At 68.4% G+C, this 19,937-nt stretch carries 20 protein-coding genes; all 20 read left to right on the top strand.

What is annotated here, in order from left to right:
- The first annotated feature begins 203 nt into the window (after positions 1-203).
- Positions 204-1,103, top strand: a complete 900-nt coding sequence (gene osmF, locus AZOLI_RS24165) for a glycine betaine ABC transporter substrate-binding protein OsmF (RefSeq protein WP_044553088.1) — start codon at positions 204-206, stop codon at positions 1,101-1,103.
- Positions 1,104-1,154: 51 nt separating this feature from the next.
- Positions 1,155-2,297: an ABC transporter permease gene (locus tag AZOLI_RS24160; protein WP_044553087.1), complete on the top strand. Its 1,143-nt coding sequence runs from the start codon at positions 1,155-1,157 to the stop codon at positions 2,295-2,297.
- A complete protein-coding gene (locus AZOLI_RS24155; protein WP_014249829.1) occupies positions 2,294-3,238 on the top strand; it encodes an ABC transporter ATP-binding protein in 945 nt (314 codons plus the stop codon). The genes AZOLI_RS24160 and AZOLI_RS24155 overlap by 4 nt, the downstream gene beginning before the upstream one ends.
- A complete protein-coding gene (locus AZOLI_RS24150) occupies positions 3,235-3,993 on the top strand; it encodes an ABC transporter permease (protein ID WP_014249828.1) in 759 nt (252 codons plus the stop codon). Before AZOLI_RS24155 ends, AZOLI_RS24150 begins: the two co-directional genes overlap by 4 nt.
- A 238-nt stretch (positions 3,994-4,231) precedes the next feature.
- Positions 4,232-5,188 (top strand): thiamine pyrophosphate-dependent dehydrogenase E1 component subunit alpha, encoded by a 957-nt coding sequence (locus AZOLI_RS24145; RefSeq protein ID WP_014249827.1) that lies wholly within the window; start codon positions 4,232-4,234, stop codon positions 5,186-5,188.
- A gap of 17 nt (positions 5,189-5,205) precedes the next feature.
- A complete protein-coding gene (locus AZOLI_RS24140) occupies positions 5,206-6,165 on the top strand; it encodes an alpha-ketoacid dehydrogenase subunit beta (RefSeq protein WP_014249826.1) in 960 nt (319 codons plus the stop codon).
- A gap of 48 nt (positions 6,166-6,213) precedes the next feature.
- Positions 6,214-6,702 (top strand): c-type cytochrome, encoded by a 489-nt coding sequence (locus AZOLI_RS24135; protein WP_044552916.1) that lies wholly within the window; start codon positions 6,214-6,216, stop codon positions 6,700-6,702.
- Between the two features lie 116 nt (positions 6,703-6,818).
- Entirely contained in the window at positions 6,819-8,942 is a 2,124-nt protein-coding gene (locus tag AZOLI_RS24130; protein ID WP_014249824.1) for a 3-hydroxyacyl-CoA dehydrogenase NAD-binding domain-containing protein, read from the top strand.
- 170 nt (positions 8,943-9,112) lie between these two features.
- Entirely contained in the window at positions 9,113-9,628 is a 516-nt protein-coding gene (locus AZOLI_RS24125) for a hypothetical protein (RefSeq protein ID WP_014249823.1), read from the top strand.
- Positions 9,629-9,910: 282 nt separating this feature from the next.
- Entirely contained in the window at positions 9,911-10,621 is a 711-nt protein-coding gene (locus AZOLI_RS24120) for a flagellar hook assembly protein FlgD (RefSeq protein WP_044552913.1), read from the top strand.
- Between the two features lie 41 nt (positions 10,622-10,662).
- Positions 10,663-11,958: a flagellar hook protein FlgE gene (flgE, locus tag AZOLI_RS24115; RefSeq protein ID WP_014249820.1), complete on the top strand. Its 1,296-nt coding sequence runs from the start codon at positions 10,663-10,665 to the stop codon at positions 11,956-11,958.
- A 4-nt stretch (positions 11,959-11,962) separates the two neighbouring features.
- Complete coding sequence (locus AZOLI_RS24110; RefSeq protein ID WP_014249819.1) at positions 11,963-12,220, top strand: hypothetical protein; 258 nt, start codon at positions 11,963-11,965, stop codon at positions 12,218-12,220.
- An 88-nt stretch (positions 12,221-12,308) separates the two neighbouring features.
- The gene (locus AZOLI_RS24105) at positions 12,309-12,887 is read left to right on the top strand and encodes a hypothetical protein (RefSeq protein ID WP_014249818.1); all 579 of its coding nucleotides are present in this window, start codon (positions 12,309-12,311) and stop codon (positions 12,885-12,887) included.
- 30 nt (positions 12,888-12,917) lie between these two features.
- On the top strand, positions 12,918-14,678 hold the full coding sequence (flgK, locus tag AZOLI_RS24100; protein ID WP_014249817.1) for a flagellar hook-associated protein FlgK: 1,761 nt from the start codon (positions 12,918-12,920) through the stop codon (positions 14,676-14,678).
- A gap of 11 nt (positions 14,679-14,689) precedes the next feature.
- A complete protein-coding gene (locus tag AZOLI_RS24095; RefSeq protein ID WP_014249816.1) occupies positions 14,690-15,595 on the top strand; it encodes a flagellin in 906 nt (301 codons plus the stop codon).
- Between the two features lie 126 nt (positions 15,596-15,721).
- Entirely contained in the window at positions 15,722-16,546 is an 825-nt protein-coding gene (locus AZOLI_RS24090) for a flagellin (RefSeq protein ID WP_014249815.1), read from the top strand.
- Positions 16,547-16,704: 158 nt separating this feature from the next.
- Positions 16,705-18,390, top strand: a complete 1,686-nt coding sequence (gene fliD, locus AZOLI_RS24085; RefSeq protein ID WP_014249814.1) for a flagellar filament capping protein FliD — start codon at positions 16,705-16,707, stop codon at positions 18,388-18,390.
- 70 nt (positions 18,391-18,460) lie between these two features.
- On the top strand, positions 18,461-18,940 hold the full coding sequence (gene fliS, locus AZOLI_RS24080; protein ID WP_014249813.1) for a flagellar export chaperone FliS: 480 nt from the start codon (positions 18,461-18,463) through the stop codon (positions 18,938-18,940).
- Positions 18,921-19,655, top strand: coding sequence for an RNA polymerase sigma factor (locus AZOLI_RS24075; protein WP_244442627.1), 735 nt, complete (start codon positions 18,921-18,923; stop codon positions 19,653-19,655). Before fliS ends, AZOLI_RS24075 begins: the two co-directional genes overlap by 20 nt.
- Positions 19,645-19,923, top strand: coding sequence for a hypothetical protein (locus AZOLI_RS24070; protein ID WP_014249811.1), 279 nt, complete (start codon positions 19,645-19,647; stop codon positions 19,921-19,923). Before AZOLI_RS24075 ends, AZOLI_RS24070 begins: the two co-directional genes overlap by 11 nt.
- The last annotated feature ends 14 nt before the right edge of the window (positions 19,924-19,937 follow it).

Raw genomic sequence — 19,937 nt, 5'->3', positions numbered from 1 at the left:
CGTGTCCTCCTGTCGCAATGTCCCGCTCAACAGGCTGGACGGACAGGAAGTTCCTCACCGGATTAGGCTGAATCTCATATCCGGGACCGGACATTCGGAAAGCGCGTCTTGCCGTGAGCGAGGCTGTCGCCCATCCTTTCCCCGAAGCATATCCGGGGGGAGGATCAGGGGTGTTCACACTGTTCAACAGGGGCCGTGCCGTGATGGGCGCGGCGGCGCTGGCGCTGGGCCTGATCGCCGGGGCGGCGCAGGCCGCGGATGCGGTCCGTGTCGGCTCCAAGCTGGATGCGGAAAGCGGGCTGCTCGGCACCATGATCCTCCAGATGCTGCAGGCCAACGGCATCCCGACGGAGAACAAAATCCAGCTCGGCCCGACCAAGATCGTGCGCGGCGCGTTGCTGTCGGGCGAGATCGACGTCTATCCCGAATACACCGGCAACGGCGCCTTCTTCTTCAATGTCGACAGCGATCCGGTCTGGAAGAATGCCGGCGCCGGCTATGAGAAGGTCCGGCAGATGGACCGGGAGAAGAACAGCATCGTCTGGCTGAAGCCGGCCCCCGCGAACAACACCTGGGCGCTGGCCGTCCGCCGCGACGTGGCCGACGCCAACACGCTGAAGACGATGGAGGATTTCGCCAAGTGGGTTTCCGGCGGCGGCAAGGCGAAGGTCGCCGCCTCGGCCGAGTTCGTGGAGAGCCCGGCCGCCCTGCCCTCCTTCCAGCAGACCTACGGCTTCGCGCTGAAGCCCGACCAGATGCTGATCCTGGCCGGCGGCGACACCGCGGCGACCATCCGTGCGGCGGCGGAGCAGACCTCCGGCGTCAACACCGCCATGGTCTACGGCACCGACGGCGCCATCGCCGCGCTGGACCTCGTCGTGCTGGCCGACACCAAGGGCGCGCAGATGGTGTATGAACCGGCGCCGACCGTCCGCGCATCGGTGCTGTCGGCAAACCCGAAGATCGCCGACCTGCTGAACCCGGTCTTCGCCAGCCTGGACGCCGAGACGCTGCGGGGGCTGAACGCGAAGATCTCGGTGGACGGACAGGACCAGAAGCAGGTCGCCACCGAGTACCTGAAGTCCAAGGGCTTTCTGAAGTAAGCCGGTGACGTGACCGTCCGCCTTCCCCTGCACAACCGCGTCGCCCTGCTGATGGCGTTGGCCGCCGCCGTCGCCGCCGTCGCGCTGCCGTTCCTGGGCTTCGCGCCCAACCGGCTGTTGTCCGGCCGGCCGGTGCCGCTGTGGGCGGCGGTGCAGGGTCTGGGCGGCCTCGCCGTCCTGCTGCCGGGGTTGGTCCTGCTGGCGACGCCGTTCCTGCGGCCGACGCGCTTCGGGCTCGGCCTGACGGTGGCGGCGGGGGGGCTGTTCGCGGCCGGGCTGGTCTGGCTGGCCGGGCACCACGCGGCGGTGCTGGCGCAGGGAGCGTCGGCGGCGGCGCGCACCTCCTTCGCGTCCGGTTTCTGGGTGATGGCGGCGGCGGGGCTGCTGGCCGCGGTCGATGCCGCGCGGCGGATGGGGCTGGGGGCGGTCGGCCGGCTGGCGGTGGGCGGCGCGGTTGCCGGGCTGGTGGCGCTGCAACTGGCGACCGGCCATCTCGATGCGCTGTCGATCCTCAAGGAATACGCCAACCGGCGCGACGTGTTCGCCGACGCCGTGCTGCGCCACGCCACTCTGGTCGCGGCGGCGCTGGTGCCGACGCTGCTGGTCGGCATTCCGCTCGGCGTGGCGGCGCACCGTGTCGAGGCGGTCGGGCGCGCGGTGTTCCCGGTGCTGAACATCGTGCAGACGGTGCCGTCCATCGCCCTGTTCGGGCTGCTGATGGCGCCGCTGGCCGCACTCGGCGCCCTGTTGCCGGGTTGGGGGATCAGCGGGGTCGGGCCGCTGCCGGCGGTGATCGCGCTGACGCTCTATTCGCTGCTGCCCATCGTCCGCAACACCGCGGTCGGGCTGGACGGCGTGCCCGCCCCGGTGCGGGAGGCAGCGCGCGGCATGGGTCTGACGCCGCGCCAGATCTTCCTGCGCGTCGACCTGCCGCTGGCCTTGCCGGTCTTCCTGTCGGGGCTGCGCATCACCGTGGTCCAGGCAGTCGGGCTGGCGGCGGTGGCGGCGCTGATCGGTGCCGGGGGCTTGGGCGCCATCATGTTCCAGGGGCTTTTCGCCAACGCGCTGGACCTCGTGCTGCTGGGGGCCGTTCCCGTCATCCTGCTGGCGGTGGCGGCCGACGCCCTGCTGTCCATCGGCATCGCCGCCGCCACCAGCCACATCGGCCTTTCGCCGGGAAGGAGTGCGCCATGATCGATTTCGAGCGCGTGAGCAAGCGCTTCGGCTCCTGGACGGCGGTCGACACCGTGTCCTTCAGCGTGGCGGAGGGCGAGTTCCGCGTGCTGATCGGCCCGTCCGGCTCCGGCAAATCGACGGTGCTGCGCATGATCAACCGGCTGATCCCGGCGGACGAGGGCGCCATCCGCATCGACGGCGAGGACATCGCCTCCCTGAAGCCGGAGGAACTGCGCCGGCGCATGGGCTATGTCATCCAGTCGGTCGGCCTGTTCCCGCATTGGACGGTGGAGCGCAACATCGCCACCGTGCCGGCCTTGCTGGGCTGGCCGAAGCCGCGCATCCGCGACCGGGTGACGGAGCTGCTGGAGCTGCTGAACCTCGACCCGCGCCGCTACCGCTCCGCCTATCCGCACCAGCTGTCCGGCGGGCAGCAGCAGCGCGTCGGCGTCGCCCGCGCGCTGGCGGCGGAGCCGCGCATCCTGCTGATGGATGAGCCGTTCAGCGCGCTGGATCCCATCACCCGCGCCAGCCTGCAGACGGAACTGGCGACCATCCACCGCCGCACCGGCACGACCGTGGTCTTCGTCACCCACGACATGGACGAGGCCTTGCGGCTGGGCGACAGCATCGCGGTTATGGACCATGGCCGCCTGATCCAATGCGCCACCCCGCTGGAAATCCTGACCCGCCCGGCCAGCCCGCTGGTGCGCGACCTCGTGGGGCGGGAGGAATGGGGGCTGAAGCGGCTGGCGGTGGAGACGGCAGGCGACCGTGCCCGCCCGCAGGAACGCGTGGGCGGCGAGCCGCTGCCGTCCGAAACGCCGCTTCACCGCGCCCTGTCGGAAATGGTTTCCCGCGGCGCCGAGCGGCTGCCGGTGGTGGATGGTGACGGCCAGCCCGCCGGGGTGCTGCACCTGTCCGATCTCGTCCGTCCAGCGCCGGACCGGGCGGCATGACCGTCGCCGGCATGGCCCCGCGGGAGTTCCTGACCGACCGGCTGATGCTGGGGCTGGTGGCGCTGGTGGCGCTGGTGCTGGGCATGCCGTCGCTGAAGCCGCTGTTCGCCACGCTCTATCCCGGCCTCGACCGCCCGCTCTACGAGGCGGAGAGCTTCGTCCGCCTGACGCTGGACCATATGGTGCTGGTCGGCCTCTCCAGCCTCGCCGCCATCCTGCTGGGCGGCGGGGCCGGCATCGCCGTCACGCGCCCCTGGGGGCGGGAGTTCCGCGGCCTGCTGGAGACCGTCGCCACCATGGGCCAGACCTTCCCGCCGGTGGCGGTGCTGGCGCTGGCGGTTCCGGTGATGGGCTTCGGTCCCGAGCCGGCGCTGATCGCGCTGACGCTCTACGCCCTGCTGCCGGTGGTGGAGAACACGGTGGCCGGGCTGGACGGCGTCTCGCCTGCGGTGCTGGACTCCGCCCGCGGCCTCGGCATGGGACCGGCGGAGGTGCTGTTCAAGGTGGAGCTGCCGTTGGCCGCCCCGGTGATCCTGGCCGGCGTGCGGACCGCCGTCATCATCAATGTCGGCACCGCCGCCATCGCCTCCACCGTCGGGGCGAAAACCCTCGGCCTACCCATCATCGTCGGGCTGAACGGATCCAACCAAGCCTACGTCATCCAGGGCGCTTTGATCGTTGCCGCACTTGCGGTGGTGATCGACGCCGGGTTCGACCGGCTGGCCGGATGGATGACACGCTGGTCGCGTCGCTGAAAAAATCGATATGATTCAGATAATTATATCGGCCGCGACACTTAATGAACTTTTAGCATTCCGGTAAGAAACAGTTAGTACCGGAAGTTCGATTAGCGTGCCTATGGTCGTTTCCGAACACAGACCGTTCGGAATGCAACATCGCGGCAGGCCCCGCCACTTCGCTGAAGAGAGGCATCAGGCGCCGCAACGAAGAATCCCCGCATCCGAACGGTCCCCCGAATTCAGGGAGACCACCATGAGCATTCATCCACTGGACCCCGTCCAGGCCCTGGAACGCATGATGCTGATCCGGGCCTATGAAGAGACGCTGATCGACCTGCATGGCCGCGGCCGCGCCGCCGGAACCTGCACCTCGGTGGGGCAGGAGGCGCCGGCCGTCGGCGTCGTGTCGGCGCTGACCGCCGACGACCTGATCCTCACCAACCACCGCAGCGCCGGCCATCTGCTGGCCCGCGGCGCCGATCCCGGCCGCATGCTGGCGGAGGTGATGGGCAAGCGCGACGGCTATTGCGGCGGCAAGAGCGGGTCGCTGCACATCTCCGCCAAGGATCTGGGCGTCGTGCTGACCTCCACCATCGTCGGTGGCGAACTGGCCCTGGCGACCGGGGTCGGGCTGTCGCGCAGGATGCTGGACCAGCCGGGCATCGTCGCCTGCTTCTTCGGCGACGGCGCCGCCACCGAAGGGCGTTTCCAGGAATCGCTGAACCTCGCCGCGGTATGGACGCTGCCGATCCTCTATGTCTGCGAGAACAACCAGTGGCAGGCCTTCGTCCACCGCAAGGAAACCATGCTGGCCGACGGCATCGCCGGTCAGGCGGCGGCCCTGGGGGTGCAAAGCGCCGTGGTCGACGGCAACGACCCGCTGGCGGTGTTCGATGCCGCCTGCACCGCCATCGACAGCATCCGCCGCACCGGCAAGCCCTTCCTGCTGGAGGCGATGACCTACCGCCTGCGCGGCCATTTCGAGCCCGACGACCAGGCCTATGTCGACCGCACCGAACTGGCCCAGTGGCGGGAGCGCGACCCGATCCTGCGCCTGCGCACGAGGCTGGAACGTGAAGGCCGCCTCGGCGCCGACGGCGTCGCCGCCATGGAGTCCCGCGTCCGCGCGACGATGGAGGCCGCGACCGCCTTCGCCGATGCCAGCCCCTATCCGGGCCCCGATGCCCTGACCACCGACGTCTACGCCTGAGCGGAAGGATCGCCATCATGACCACCATGACCGTCAACGACGCGATCTCCGCCGCCCTGGCCGAGGAGATGCAGCGCGACCCCACCGTGATGATCTTCGGCGAAGGCGTCGCCACCAAGCGCCGCGACCTGCTGGAGCGGTTCGGCGCCGCCCGCGTCCGCAACACCCCGCTGGCGGAGGGCATCATCGCCGGCACCGCCGCCGGGGCCGCCGCCACCGGCCTGCGCCCGGTGGTGGACCTGCTGTTCGCCCCCTTCCTCTGCTATGCCATGGACGAGATCGTCAACAGCGCCGGCAAGCTGCGCTACATCTCCGGCGGGCAGTTCAGCTTCCCGATGGTGGTGCTGGCGATGACCGGCGCCGGCTGGGGCGTCGGCGCCCAGCACAACCACAATGTGGAGAGCTGGTTCGTCCACAGCCCCGGCCTGAAGATCGTCATGCCCTCCACCCCCGCCGACTTCAAGGGGCTGATGAAATCGGCGATCCGCGACGACAACCCGGTGCTGGTCTTCGCCGACATCGCGCTCGGCTACAGCGCCGGCGACGTGCCGGAGGATGCCAACGCCATCCCGCTGGGCAAGGCGGCGGTGCGGCGCGAGGGCCGCGACGTGACCCTGGTGTCCTATGCCAAGACGGTCGGCACCTGCATGGCCGCCGCCGACACACTGGCGGCCACCGGCATCGACGCCGAGGTGATCGACCTGCGCAGCCTGAAGCCGCTGGACGAGGATGCCATCCTGCGCTCCGTCGCCAAGACCGGACGTCTGGTGGTGGTGCATGAGGCGAGCCGCCTGTGCGGCGTCGGCGCGGAGATCGCCGCCCTGGTGGCGGAAAAGGCCTTCGCCAGCCTGCGTGCCCCGGTTCTGCGCCTGACCGGCCCCGACGCCCCGGCCCCGGCCAGCTTCCCGCTGGAACAGGCCTTCGTCCCGCAGGCCGACGCCATCGTCGCGGCCGTCCGCTCGCAGATGGGCGGCTGACGCAGCGCCCGATACCCCGCCATGTCTTTTTCCCCGGAGCACACCCCTATGATCCGCCACACCCTGTCCGCCCTGCTTCTGTCCGCGACCCTCGCCGGTCCTGCCCTGGCCGACGACGCCGTCGCCCGCGGCAAGTATCTCGTCACCGTCATCAGCTGCGGCGATTGCCACACGCCGGGCCATCTGCTGGGCAAGCCGGACCTCGCCCGCGCGCTCAGCGGGTCGGAGGTCGGCCTTGAGATTCCCGGCCTCGGCGTCTTCCACGGCTCCAACCTGACCCCCGACAAGGAGACCGGGCTCGGCAACTGGACGGAGGAGCAGATCGTCACCGCCATCCGCACCGGCAAGCGTCCGGACGGGCGCATGCTGGCGCCGGTCATGCCCTGGATGTCCTTCGCCGCGCTCAGCGACGAGGACGCCCGCGCCATCGCCGTCTATCTGAAAAGCCTGCCCCCGGTCGCCAACAAGGTCGCCGGCCCCTTCGGTGCAACCGACAAGCCGACAGGCTTCGTCATGCGGATCTCGGCCCCGCAATGATCTTAAATTCCGTATAGCAAAATCATATTCCGAAAACTTGATTCCGGCCGGTCGTCTGCTAGACTGACCGTCCGCGGGCCGACGTGCCCTGATTCAAGGCTTTTCGGAGAGCGCCGATGCCGTCGCCGGCCCAGACTGAAGCGATTCCGTCCAATCCTGTCCAGTATGCCCGGCAGGGGCGCGTCGGCGTCATCACCGTGGACTATCCGCCGGTCAACGCCGTCGGCCATGGCGTGCGCAGCGGGCTGGTGGCGGCGCTGGAGGCGGGGCTTGCCGATGCGGAGGCGGAGGCACTTCTGCTGGTCTGTGCCGGCCGCACCTTCATGGCCGGGGCGGATATCCGCGAGTTCGGCAAGCCGTCGGCACCGCCGACCCTGCCGGAGGTGGTGGCCCGCCTCGACGCCTCGACCAAGCCGGTGATCGCCGCCATCCACGGCACGGCGCTGGGCGGCGGGCTGGAGGTCGCGCTGGCCTGCCATCTCCGCGTCGCGCTGAAATCGGCAAAGCTCGGCCTGCCGGAGGTGAAGCTGGGCCTGCTGCCCGGCGCCGGCGGCACCCAGCGGCTGCCGCGGTTGGTCGGCGCCGCCAAGGCGCTCGACATGATTCTGTCCGGTGACCCGGTGGGCGGGGAGGAGGCTCTGACAATCGGCCTTGTCGATGCGGTGGAGGACGATGTTTCGCCGCTTGAGGCAGGCCTGCGCACCGCCGACCGGCTGCTCGCGGACGGGCGGATGCCGGAGCCGGTCAGCGCCCGCACCGACCGCATCGCCGGGACCGACCCCGCCCTGTTCACGGCGAAGCGAGCGGAACTGGCGAAGCGTCAGCCGCAGCTGTTCTCCCCCCACCGGATCGTCGATGCGGTGGAGGCCGCCGTCACCCTGCCCTTCGCCGAGGGCACGGCGCGGGAGCGGGAACTGTTCCTGGCCTGCATGGACTCGCCCCAGCGCGCCGGACTGATCCACGCCTTCTTTGCGGAGCGCGAGGTGGCGAAGGTCCCCGGCCTGCCGGCCGGCACGCCGACGCGCGAGATCCGCAAGGTCGGCGTGATCGGGGCCGGCACCATGGGCGGCGGCATCGCCATGTGCTTCGCCAATGCCGGCATCCCGGTGGTTCTGGTCGACAGCGCGCAGGAGGCGCTGGACCGCGGCACCGCCGCCATCCGCCGCAACTACGAAGCCACTGCCCGCAAGGGCCGCCTGACCGCCGCGCAGGTGGAGGAGCGGATGGCCCTGATCCGCCCCACCCTGTCCTACGGCGACCTCGCCGACGCCGATCTGGTGGTGGAGGCGGCGTTCGAGAGCATGGAGGTCAAGCGGACCATCTTCCGGACGCTGGACGACACCTGCAAGCCGGGCGCGATCCTCGCCACCAACACCTCTACGCTGGATGTCGATGCCATCGCCGCGGCGACCGGCCGGCCGCAGGACGTGCTGGGCATGCATTTCTTCAGCCCGGCCAACGTCATGCGCCTGCTGGAGGTGGTACGCGGTGCCCGGACCTCCGATACCGTCCTGGCAACCGTGATGGGTCTGGCGCGGCGGATCGGCAAGGTGGGCGTGGCGGTCGGCGTCTGTTACGGCTTCGTCGGCAACCGCATCCTGCACCAGCGCGGGCGTGAGTCGATGGCGCTGGTCGAGGAAGGCGCCAGCCCCGAGCAGGTCGACCGCGTGCTGACGGAGTTCGGCTTCCCGCTCGGCCATTTTTCGATGACCGACCTTGCCGGCATCGATGTCGGCTGGCGCATCCGCGAGGAGCGCCGCAAGGCCGGCGATCCGGAGGCGCAGGCGCCCAACTGGCTGGACGTGCTGGCGGAACGCGGCCGCTACGGCCAGAAGACCTCGGCCGGCGTCTACCGCTACGAACCCGGCAGCCGCACCCCCATCCCCGATCCGGAGGTGGCGGCGGTGATCGAGGAGGACCGCCGAAATCGCGGCATCGCCCCGCGCGCCGTCAGCGACGAGGAGGTTCGCGAACGTTGCCTCTACGTCATGGTCAATGAGGCCGCCAAGATTCTGGAGGAGGGCATCGCCGCGCGGCCGGTCGACATCGACGCAATCTGGCTGCACGGCTACGGCTTTCCATCCTGGCGCGGCGGCCTGCTGTTCTGGGCCGACCGCGAGGGGCTGGGCAAAATCGCAGCATCCGTGCAACGTTACCACCGCGACATCGGCGGACCGCAATGGCGCCCATCCGCTTTGCTTCTGCAACGGGCGGCGGACGGACAGCCGATCGGATGCTGAATCCGGAATGTGGATTACAGTCCCGAAACTAGTTTGCGTTACCGATTGTTAGGATTCCTCCCTATACTCTTCCCCTAGGACCGCTCCACCGGCCCCCTCCCGTCCCCCCAGGCGGCGGAACCGGCGGAGCGGTCCTGAAAGCGGCCCGGACCTGACCGAAGGGGAAGAGCATGAAGGACATGACCGTCGCAGCCACCGACTGGGGTCTCCACGCCGTCGCCTGCACCGGCCTTCCTCTTGCTCCCCCCTCCGCCTGGCTCGGGACGCTGCGCAATGCGCTGTCCGGCGCCGGCACGGGCTCCCGCCTGTTCCTGGATTTGCGGGAGGTCGGCACTTCCCCCCTGCCGCCGTCCCATCTGGGTGCTTTGGCGTCGGTCCTGGCCCAGGCCGGGTTCAGCGCGGTTCTGGTGCCGGACCTCCGGCTCGGCCACGCGCTGTGCGATGCGGTCCGCCGCAGCGGCGGCACGGCCGGCAGCGAGACGGCCACCGGCCTGCGCGTCCTCCCGACGGAGGGCCGCGACCGGGTCGCCATCGCCGCCGCTTACCAGTGGCTGCTGAACGGCCGGGAGCCTGCGGATGCCCTGCGGGTGTCCGACGGCCGCCCGTCGGTCCTGGCCTTCCCCGTCACCGCCGCGCACCGGCCCGCGACCTCCCCCGGTCGCTCCGACCTGCGCCGCGCCGGCTGACGGGACTCCCGCAACGGCTGCCTTGCAACCGTTCATCCCTGCGGTCATCGTCGTCTCACCTGCCTTTTCGCCCCGGCCGGACCCCGTCCCGCCGGGGCTTTTTATGCACACCGCATTTTTCCCGAAAAAAACCGCGCCAGCTTTCGCCCGCCGTTCCGTGGATAGCCACAGAACGAACGGGGCGGCGCCTGCCCGTCGCCCCTCCCGGAACGACACCGGCCTGAACCGACGCGAACCCCATCCCGGAGTCCGCGAACGGGCCGCGATTGGGTGGAGAGCGCGATGCTGGTGGATTCGGTCACTTCCACGTCCTCGACGACCACGACGTCCTCCTCGTCGTCCAGCAGTTCGTCGTCGACCAGTTCGTCGTCCAGCGTCAGCGAAAGCTACGAGACGTTCCTGACCCTGCTGCTGAAGCAGTTGGAAACCCAGGATCCGACGAACCCGGTGGACACCACCACCTTCACCACCCAGCTCGTCCAGCTTTCCGGGCTGGAACAGCAGATGACGACCAACGACAAGCTCGACGAGCTGAACAGCACGGTCTCAGACCTTGCCAGCTCGGTGAGCTCGTCGCTCGGGTCCGGCAGCAGCGCCATCAATTACTACGGCAAGACGGTGGAGGCCGAAGGCTCCACCACGCCGCTGCAGGACGGCGAGGCCACCTGGGAATACGACCTCGATTCCGAAGCGTCGTCGGTGACGCTCACCATCACCGATTCCAGCGGCAACACGGTCTACAGCGACGTCAGTTCCTCCACCGATGCCGGCACCCATGAAGTGACCTGGGACGGCATCGGCACCGACGGCAGCAGCTACAGCAGCGGCACCTACACACTGACGGTCAAGGCCCTCGACGCCAACGGCAAGGCCATCGACACGACGACGCGCTTCAAGGGCACCGTGACCTCGGTCGACAGCTCGTCCGGCACCGCGGTGCTGAGCGTCGGCGGCGTCAGCCTGTCGTCCGACGACGTGCTGTCGGTGTCCTGACCTCTCCTCCCCTCCCCGAATTCCAGACGACAGGTGCCGCGATGAGCATCACCAGCGCCATGTACAGCGCCGTGTCCGGGCTGACCGCCCAGAGCAAGGCGCTCGCCAGCATCTCCAGCAACATCGCCAATTCCAGCACCACCGGCTTCAAGGGCACCGTCACCGAGTTCACCTCCTACATCAACAAGACCACCACGGTCGACGAGCAGGTCGGCGGCGTCATCGCCTCGAACAGCCGCAGCATCAGCAGCCAGGGCGAGATCGAAACGTCCAGCGTCACCACCAATCTGGCGGTGAACGGCGAGGGCTTCTTCGTGGTGTCGGACGACACGGCCGACGGCGGAACCTACTTCACCCGCAACGGCTCGTTCAGCGCCGATTCCGACGGGTATCTGGTGAATTCGGAGGGCTACTACCTCTCGGGCTGGAAGCTGGACGACAGCGGCAATGTCAGCGCCGGCAACAAGACCTCGGTCGACAGCCTGGAATCGATCAATCTCTCCAACATCAAGGGCACGCCCAAGGCGACCTCCACCCTCGGGATCGAGGCCAATCTGCCGTCCGATGCCGAAACCGGCGACAGCTTCACCTCCGATGTCGAGATGTTCGACGCGCTGGGCAACAGCCACTCCGTCACCATGACCTGGAGCAAGACCGCCGACAACACATGGTCGGTCGATGCCGCCAACCCGGTCAGCTCCAACGATGGAACGACCACGACCGGCACCATTTCCGGCTTCCCGATCACGATCGAGTTCAACGACGACGGGTCGCTGGCCGGCGCCACCCAGAACGGCACGGCGGTCGATCCCTCCGCCATCGCCTTCTCCGTCACCGGATGGACGACCGGCGCCGCCGACAGCAGCGTCTCGATGGATCTCGGCACCGCCGACGGCATCGACGGGCTGACGCAGTACACGTCCGGCGAGGATGAACCGGAAATCGGCGACTGGACGGCGACCAAGGACGGCTACGAGCCCGGCACGCTGACCGGCACCACCATCGACAGCGAAGGCGTGGTGCGCGCCACCTTCGACAACGGCGAAACGCGGGCGATCTACCAGATCCCGATCGCGACCTTCGCCAATGCCGACGGGCTGGACAGCGAGAGCGGAACCACCTTCACCCAGACCTACGAATCCGGCAGCTACCAGCTGCGCACCGCGGGCGACGGCAAGGCCGGCGACATCGAGGCCGGCTCCCTGGAAAGCTCGACCGTCGAACTGACCGACGAGTTCAGCCGGATGATCGTCGCCCAGCAGGCCTATTCCGCCGCATCCAAGGTGATGACGACGGCGCAGGACATGCTGGACACGCTGATCTCGATGAAGCGGTGACGCCATGGCCGCCGCACCGGACGAAGGGTTCACCCGCGCCGACTCCCTGCTGCTGGAACATCGCCGGCTGGTGGCGCATGCGCGGTCGCTGCTGGCCCGCAGCAGCACGCGGGCCGAGCGGCTGGCCCTTGCCGACGATCTGATCTCGCTGATCGACCGGCTGGGCAGCGAAAAGCGTAGCCTCGCCGCCCGCATCCACCGCGGCCGCGCCGCGAATGCCGCGGTCAGCGCCTATGGCAAGGCGATGGCCGTACGCCGCTGACAGGGCGGCTCTCCTTAAAAAAAAATACAGCGCCAGCTTTCGCCCCGCCCGCCGTGGAACCCGACATCACAACCCCGGAGCCTTCGCCATGGCGCTCAAGCAGACCCTGCGCAAACCGGCACCCCAAAAGCCCGCGGCGGCGAAGTCCCAGCCTGCCGAGCTGAAGCTGACGAAGGCCGCGGCGCCCGCCGCCTCGACCGTTCCGGACGCCCCCACGATCTTCCTGCGCGTCGATGCGGTGCAGGTGCTGGAAGACTTCGTCGCCGAACTGGACCGGACGGCGGCACGGGCCGAGGCGGCGGTACGGGAAGGCCGTCCGCGCGACGCATTGCTGGCGGCGGGCGACATGCAGACCCTGTTGAGGACCTGGAAGGACCGGCTGGCCGATGCGCTGGCACAGGTCCGCAGCAAGCGCGTCGCCCCGGCGGTACGCGGCGCGGCCAAGGCCGCCGCCGGGCAGGTGTTGCCGGCGCTTGCCGCCCGCATGCGGGTGATGGAGGCCCAGATCAAGGTCCACCGCGCCCGCCAGAACGCCATCGGCGCCGCCCTGCGCGCCGCCTCCACCGCGCCGGCCGGCGTCTACGGCGTCGCCTGCGGTCCGGGTGCGCGGTACGGCGCACGGGTGGCCATGCGCACCACCGGCCATGCCGTCGGCGTGACGGTCTGACCCCGCAACGAAGGAGAGGGAGACCGCGCCATGTCGCTTCGCGTCGCCGGATCCATCGCCACATCGGCTCTGCGCACGTCCGAGGTCGGGCTGGCGGTCGCCTCCTCCAATGTCGCCAACGCCGATACCGAGGGCTATACCCGCAAGACCTCCTCCACCGTCACCCGCGACACCGGGACCGGAATCTCCAGCGTCGACATCACCTCCGTCTCCAGCAATGTCGACCGCTATCTGCTGAAGACCATCGTGTCGGCGGAGTCCGACCTCGGCTATGCCGAAACGCGCGACAGCTATCTCGACCAGCTGCAATCGTCACTCGGCAGCGTGACGGCGGACGATGACAGCACCGGCACCGACATCGGCTCGATGATCGACGCGCTGGCCGACACGCTGGGCACGCTCGCCACCTCGCCGGAAAGCGGGAGCGCCAAGGCCGCGACCGTGCAGGACCTGTCCGACCTGGCCGAGACGCTGCGCAGCACCTCCTCCACCGTCCAGTCGCTGCGCGCCCAGGCCGACGACGAGATCGCCACCACCGTCGACAGCATCAACGAGACGCTGCACAGCATCGACGACCTGAACGAGCAGATCGTCAAGGGCAAGGCGCTCGGCCAGAACGTCACCGACCTGGAGGACCAGCGCAACACGGCGCTGAAGTCTCTCGCCTCCGATCTCGACGTCACCTATCAGGTCGACGACAGCGGGCTGATGCGCATCTCCACCGCGTCGGGCAAGTCGCTGCTCGACAGCGCGGTGCACGAGCTGTCCTACACGCCGGCCTCCTCGGTGAGCGCCGATACGACCTACAGCGCCAGCGGCAGCAGCGGCTTCAACGGCATCATGCTGAACGGCACCGACATCACCGGCTCCTCGCTGGGCGGCTCGCTCGGCGCGCTGGTGCAGCTGCGCGACAGCGATCTGCCGGCCCAGCAGGCCGCCCTGGACGAATTGGCGACCTCGCTGATCGACACGCTGAACGGCATCCAGAACCAGGGCACCTCCTATCCGGCACCGCAGACACTGACGGGAACCGAAACGGTATCGGCCGGCGACGCACTCAAGGTCACCAGCGGCACGCTGCGGGTCGCCGTCACCGACAGCAGCGGCACGGCGGCGGAGGTTCTGGACATCGACCTGTCGACCATGTCGACGTTGCAGGACGTGGTGGACGCCATCAACACGATGAGCAACGCCTCCGCCTCGATCTCCGCCGACGGCAAGCTGGTGATCTCCGCCGACAGTTCCAGCAACGGCATCGCGCTCGGCGGCGACGCCAACGACGGGACGACCGGCGCCTTCTCCGACGCCTACGGCCTGAACGACCTGCTGACCGGAACCGGCGCCTCCGACATCGAGGTGGCGGCGCGCATCTCCGCCGACAGCAGCCTGCTCGCCACCGGCGTCCTGTCCTCCACCAGCGGGTTGACCGCCGGGGATACGGCCTTGACCAGCGGCGAGGGCTCCATCGCCAGCGCGCTGTCGGCCGCCTTCTCGACCAGCCGCTCCTTCGATGCCGCCGGGGGCCTGAGTGCCCGCAGCACCACCTTCGCCGGCTATGCCGGCGCCGTCATCCAGGGTGCCGCTACGCTCGCCGAGACGGCAGCCAGCGCCCTGGAGAGCCAGGAAACCTACACCAGCAGCCTGGAGACGACCTTTTCGTCCCGGAGCGGCGTCAATGTCGACGAGGAGACGGCTGCGATCTCCACCCTGCAATCCGCCTACGAGGCCGCAGCCGCGGTCATGAAGACGCTGCAGGAGATGTTCGACACGGCGCTGGACATGGTTCAGTAAAGGAGACCGCGATGGAACGGGTCGCGACCTACAACCATCAGAACACGCTCGTCCAGTACATGCTGAAGGCCGAAGCCAAGGTGGCGGCCGAACAGATCCGGTCGGCGTCGGGCCTGAACTCCACCGATTACAAGGGCATCGCCACCGACAGCAGCCGGCTGGTCAATCTGGAAAGCCATTACCGCCGCCTGGAACAGTATGTCGACGAGGGCGAGGTCGTGAACGGCCGCATCCAGTCGATGTACGACGCGGTCGGCAGCATGACCGACCTGACCTCCCGCCTCAGCGCGCTGATCACCGGACTGATGGGCGACAATGCCGCCGGGGTCGAGGGCGTGGTGGCGGAAGCCGGCCAGCTGATGGAGGAGCTCGCCGGCCTGATGAACACACAGCAGGACGGACGCTACCTGTTCGCCGGCGGGCGCACCGACCGGACGGCGGTGGATCTCGACAGCTATGCTGCCCAAACCTATCCGTCCAGCTCCGACACCGGCTATTACCAGGGCGATTCCACGGTCGCGCATTTCCAGGCTGCCGACGATTTCGTTCTGTCCTACGGCGTGACCGCCGACGATCCGGCCTTCGAACAGGCCCTGCGCGCCTTCAGCCTGATCGCCAACATGTCGACCGATCCGGTGGACGAGGATCTGCTGGCCGAAGCGACGACGCTGGCATCCGACGCGACCGACGGCCTGACCATCGTCCAGGCCAAGCTGGGCGCCGCCAGCGCGTCGCTGGAAAACACCATCGACCGTCATGTGGACGAGCAGCTGGTGCTGCAGACCCAGGTCGACGACATCCGCAGCATCGATCTGGCCGAATCAACCACCAGGCTGTCGCAGCTCCAGGCCTCGCTGGAGGCGACCATGAGCCTGATGAAGATCCTCGAAGAGAACAGCCTGTCCGACTACCTGTGACCGCTGCGAGGGCGCCCGCAAAAAACTTCTACCCCAATCGAAAAACCCCGCCAGTTTCCGCCGCGTCCCCCGTGAGTCCCGGTGAGGGTCGCCGAAACGGCCCCGGTTCGATCAGGAGACCAGATCATGCCCGTCATCACGACCAACACGGCATCCAATTCGGCGCTTCGCTATCTGAACATCAATTCCGAAAACCAGTCGGATTCGGTGTCGAAGATCGCCAGCGGCTCGCGCATCACCAAGGCGTCGGACGACGCCGCCGGCCTCGCCGTCGGCACCTCGCTGCAGTCGGACATCACCGTGCTGAACCAGGCAGCCACCAACGCCTCGCACGGCTCGTCGATCCTGCAGACCGCCGACGGCGGCATGTCCAGCATCTCCGACATCGTGCAGCGCATGCGCTCGCTGGCGACGCAGTCGCTCTCCGGTTCGGTCACCGACAACGAGCGCGCCTATCTGGATGCCGAATTCCAGCAGTTGCAGGACGAAATCGACGGCATCGCGTCCGGCACCCGATTCAACGACGAATCGCTGCTCGACGGCACCGAACAATGGGCGTCGGGCGTGAGCTTCCGCGTCGGCACCACCGACACCGACAACATCACGGTGACCATCGGCGACGTGACCACCACCGGGCTGGGCATCAACACGCTGGATGTCGGCACGTCGGCCACCGCCGCCGCCGCGCTGACCGCGCTCGACACCGCGGTGACCAGCCTGTCGGACGCCCGCGCCGATGTCGGCGCGCTGATCTCGCGCTTCGAGTTCCGCAGCGACATGATCGACACCACCATCGAGAACACCGAAGCGGCGCAATCCGCGATCATGGACGTCGACGTGGCGGCCCAGCAATCGCAGCTCGCTTCGGAAAAGGTGCTGACCCAGGCGGCCATCGCCGTCCTGTCGCAAGCGAACTCGATGCCGGAAAACCTGCTCTCCCTGCTGCGCTGACGGTTGGCCGGCCGCCGCGCCGGCGCGCCCCGCCCAGCCTCACATCACCGCGGGGCGCCGCCATCCGGCGGCCTCTACAACCGCCGCGCTCATCCTTCCCCGGCCGCCGCGATACCGGCAGCCGGAGAAGGATGACCATCCGGGGGATTACCGTCGCCATGACCACAGTCACCTCGACCACCAGCACGACGACCACCGCCGCAAGCACCGGCTATTCGGCGCTGACCTCCAGCGATTCCGGCACGGGAATCGACTATTCCCTGCTGATCGAGGCGAAGGTCAACGCGCGCCTGACCAAGGCCGACCGGATCGACGCCAAGATCACCGCGAACGAGGCGAAGATCACCGCCTACACCGACCTGCAGGACCTTCTGCAGACGGTGAACGAATCGCTGGACGGTCTGCGCAACCGCAGCACATCGACCGGCGCCTCCAGCAACCTGTTCAGCCAGCGCGCCGCCTATATCGGCGACGACGACGTGTTCAGCGCGACGGTGGACGACGATACCGAGGTCGGGACCTATTCGGTGGTGGTGCAGCAGATCGCGACGAAGCACAAGATCGCCGCCGACAGCGCCAGCAGCAAGACCGACGCGATGGGGTATTCCGGCAGCTTCACGCTGCAGGCGGCCGATGGCAGCGCCGTGACCATTTCGATGGAAAGCGACGACAGCCTGACCGACCTGCGCGATGCCATCAACTCCCAGAAATCGACGAGCGGGGTCACCGCCAGCATCGTGCAGGTCAGCGACAGCGGCTATCAGCTGATCCTGACCGCCAACAACACCGGCGAAGAGATCACGCTGACCGACGGCGGCGACGGGGTGCTGTCCTCGCTGGGCCTCACCGATGACGACGGCGCGATCAAGAACGAACTGGTCGCGGTCCAGGACGCCATCGTCGAGATCGACGGCGTCACCATCACCCGCAGTTCCAACACCATCGACGACGCCATCGAGGGCGTGACGCTGAATCTCTACAGCGCCAGCCCGGACACCGCGGTCTCGATGGAGATCTCGACCGACCTGTCGTCGATCAAGACCGCGATCACCGATTTCGTCGATGCCTACAACGCCTATCGCGACTTCGTGGTCACCCAGCAATCGACCACCTCGGACGGCGAGGCGAGCGAGGATGCGACGCTGTTCGCCGACAGCCTGCTGCGCCAGATCACGCAGTCGGTATCGAGCGCGCTGAACACCACGATCGCCACTGACGACGGGACCGTGCTGTCCCTTGCCTCCCTCGGCATCACGTTCGACAGCACCAACAATCTGGAGCTGGACGAGGACACGCTGAACAGCGTCCTCAGCTCCGACCTGGATGCAGTGAAGCAGCTGCTCGGCCTCAATATGACGTCTTCGTCGAGCCAGCTGTCCCTGCTGCGCTACGAAACCGCGCAGACGCCACAGTCCTTCACCCTCGACATCGTCCGGGGCGAGGACGGGACGCTGACCTCCGCCTCGGTCGATGGCGACAGCAGCCTGTTCACCGTCAGCGGCAACCGCATCATCGGCGCCGAAGGCACGGCCTATGAGGGCATCGTGCTCGTCTACACCGGCAGCAGCGGCAGCGTCGACGTCGACTTCTCCCAGGGACTGGCCGACACGCTGTACAGCGCCATCGATGCTGCGGCCGCCGACTACGACAGCGACCTCACCACCGCCATCGACGACCTGGAGGCCCAGGACACCACCCTGCAGAGCCGGTCGGACGACATCCGCACCAAGGCCGAAACCTACCGCACGACGCTGACCGCCTATTACGCCCGGCTGGAGGCGGCGGCCGAAACCGCGGCCCTGCTGCTGAAACAGCTGACCTACAGCGAGGACGACGACAGCTGAGCGGTCTCAGTACGACCGACCCCAGCCCTTCCGAAAGCAAGGCTCTTCCCCATCACGAGGACCCGGCGCCATGCGCAACTCCGCCTATTCGAAAGCCCTGAACGCCTATGCCGTCGCCAACAGCACGGTGCCGCCGCTGGTCGCCGTGGTCCGGCTTTACGAGCGGGCGATGATCCACCTGCACGCCGCCCGCGACGCCGCGGCCGCGCGCCGCTTCGAAGACCATCATGTGGCCATCCAGCGCGCCGTGATGGTGTTCGCGGGTCTTGATTCCATTCTAATTTTCGACAAATATGAGGATGTTGCCTGGACGCTCCGGCGGTTCTATCGCCGGCTGATCGCACAGGCGGGCGCCGCCGCCAGCCGGAAGGATCCGGTTGCGGCCTGCGACTCACTCATCAGCCAGACCTCCTTCATGCTGAAGGCCTGGCAGGCCATCGCCGCAGAACGCGGCGGGCCTTCCACTGTCGTCGGTGCCCCGGCCAAAGGGCCGCATGCATCCGTCGTCGGGAGAACGATGGATCATGCTCATGGCGGACTCTCGGCTTGATGCCAGGCGCCGGTCGGACGACTGCGGGCGCGCCGATCCCGGACTGGCCGATTCCGGACTGGCCAATCGCGGACTGGCCAATCGCGGACTGGCAATGACCGGCGAGGTGACGCGGGGGACCCCCGCCGGCGCCATCGTTCCACTGGGCGAGGAGCCGGACGAGACGCTCATGGCGCAGATCCGGTCCGGCAGCCAGACGGCCTACCGGCGCCTGGTCCACCGCCACCTGAAGCGCACCTATGCGCTGGCCCGCCGCCTGACCGGCAACGAGGCGGAGGCGGAGGACGTCGTGCAGGATGCCTTCCTGCAGGTCTGGCAACGCCGCGCCCAATGGACCGACGACGGCGGCGCCCGCTTCACCACCTGGCTCTACCGGGTGGTGGTGAACCGCTGCATCGACCACAAGAGGCGGCCTGTCGGCCAGGATCTGGACGCGGTGGCGGAACCGTCGGACGCCGCGCCCGACGCGGTGAGCACCATCCACCGCCGGCAGGTCGCCGCGCGCCTCCTGGATGCCCAGAACAAGCTGACCCCGCAGCAGCGCGCCGCGGTGACGTTGTTTTATTACGAGAATTTAAGCAACGCCGACATCGCGAGCGTTATGCAAATCAGCATAGGTGCTGTAGAATCCCTTTTGAAACGTGCGCGCCAGCAGCTCCGGCTGCTGCTGCGCGCCAGTGCGCAGGCGGCCAGGGATTCATTCGATGACGGATGAGGAGTTTCGCGATCGGCTCGATCGCCACGGGGGCGACCTCGCACTCTGGCCCGCCGATGCGGCCCGGGATGCGCGGCGCCTTCTTCTGCGTTCGGTCAAGGCGCAGGCGATGCTGGACGAGATGGTGACGATGGAACTGGCGCTCGGCCGGTCGGAGGATCGCCCCCCGCCCGGCCTCGCCGACCGCATCTTCGCCGCCGCCTTCCGCCTGCCGCCCTCGGAACGCGGCTTCGACGAGGATGGCGATCAGCCGACGCGGCTGATGTAGCTTTTCCGCGTACG

The organism is Azospirillum lipoferum 4B, assembly GCF_000283655.1.
Taxonomy (GTDB): Bacteria; Pseudomonadota; Alphaproteobacteria; order Azospirillales; family Azospirillaceae; genus Azospirillum; species Azospirillum lipoferum_C.
This window is presented reverse-complemented; position numbering and strand designations above follow the sequence as displayed.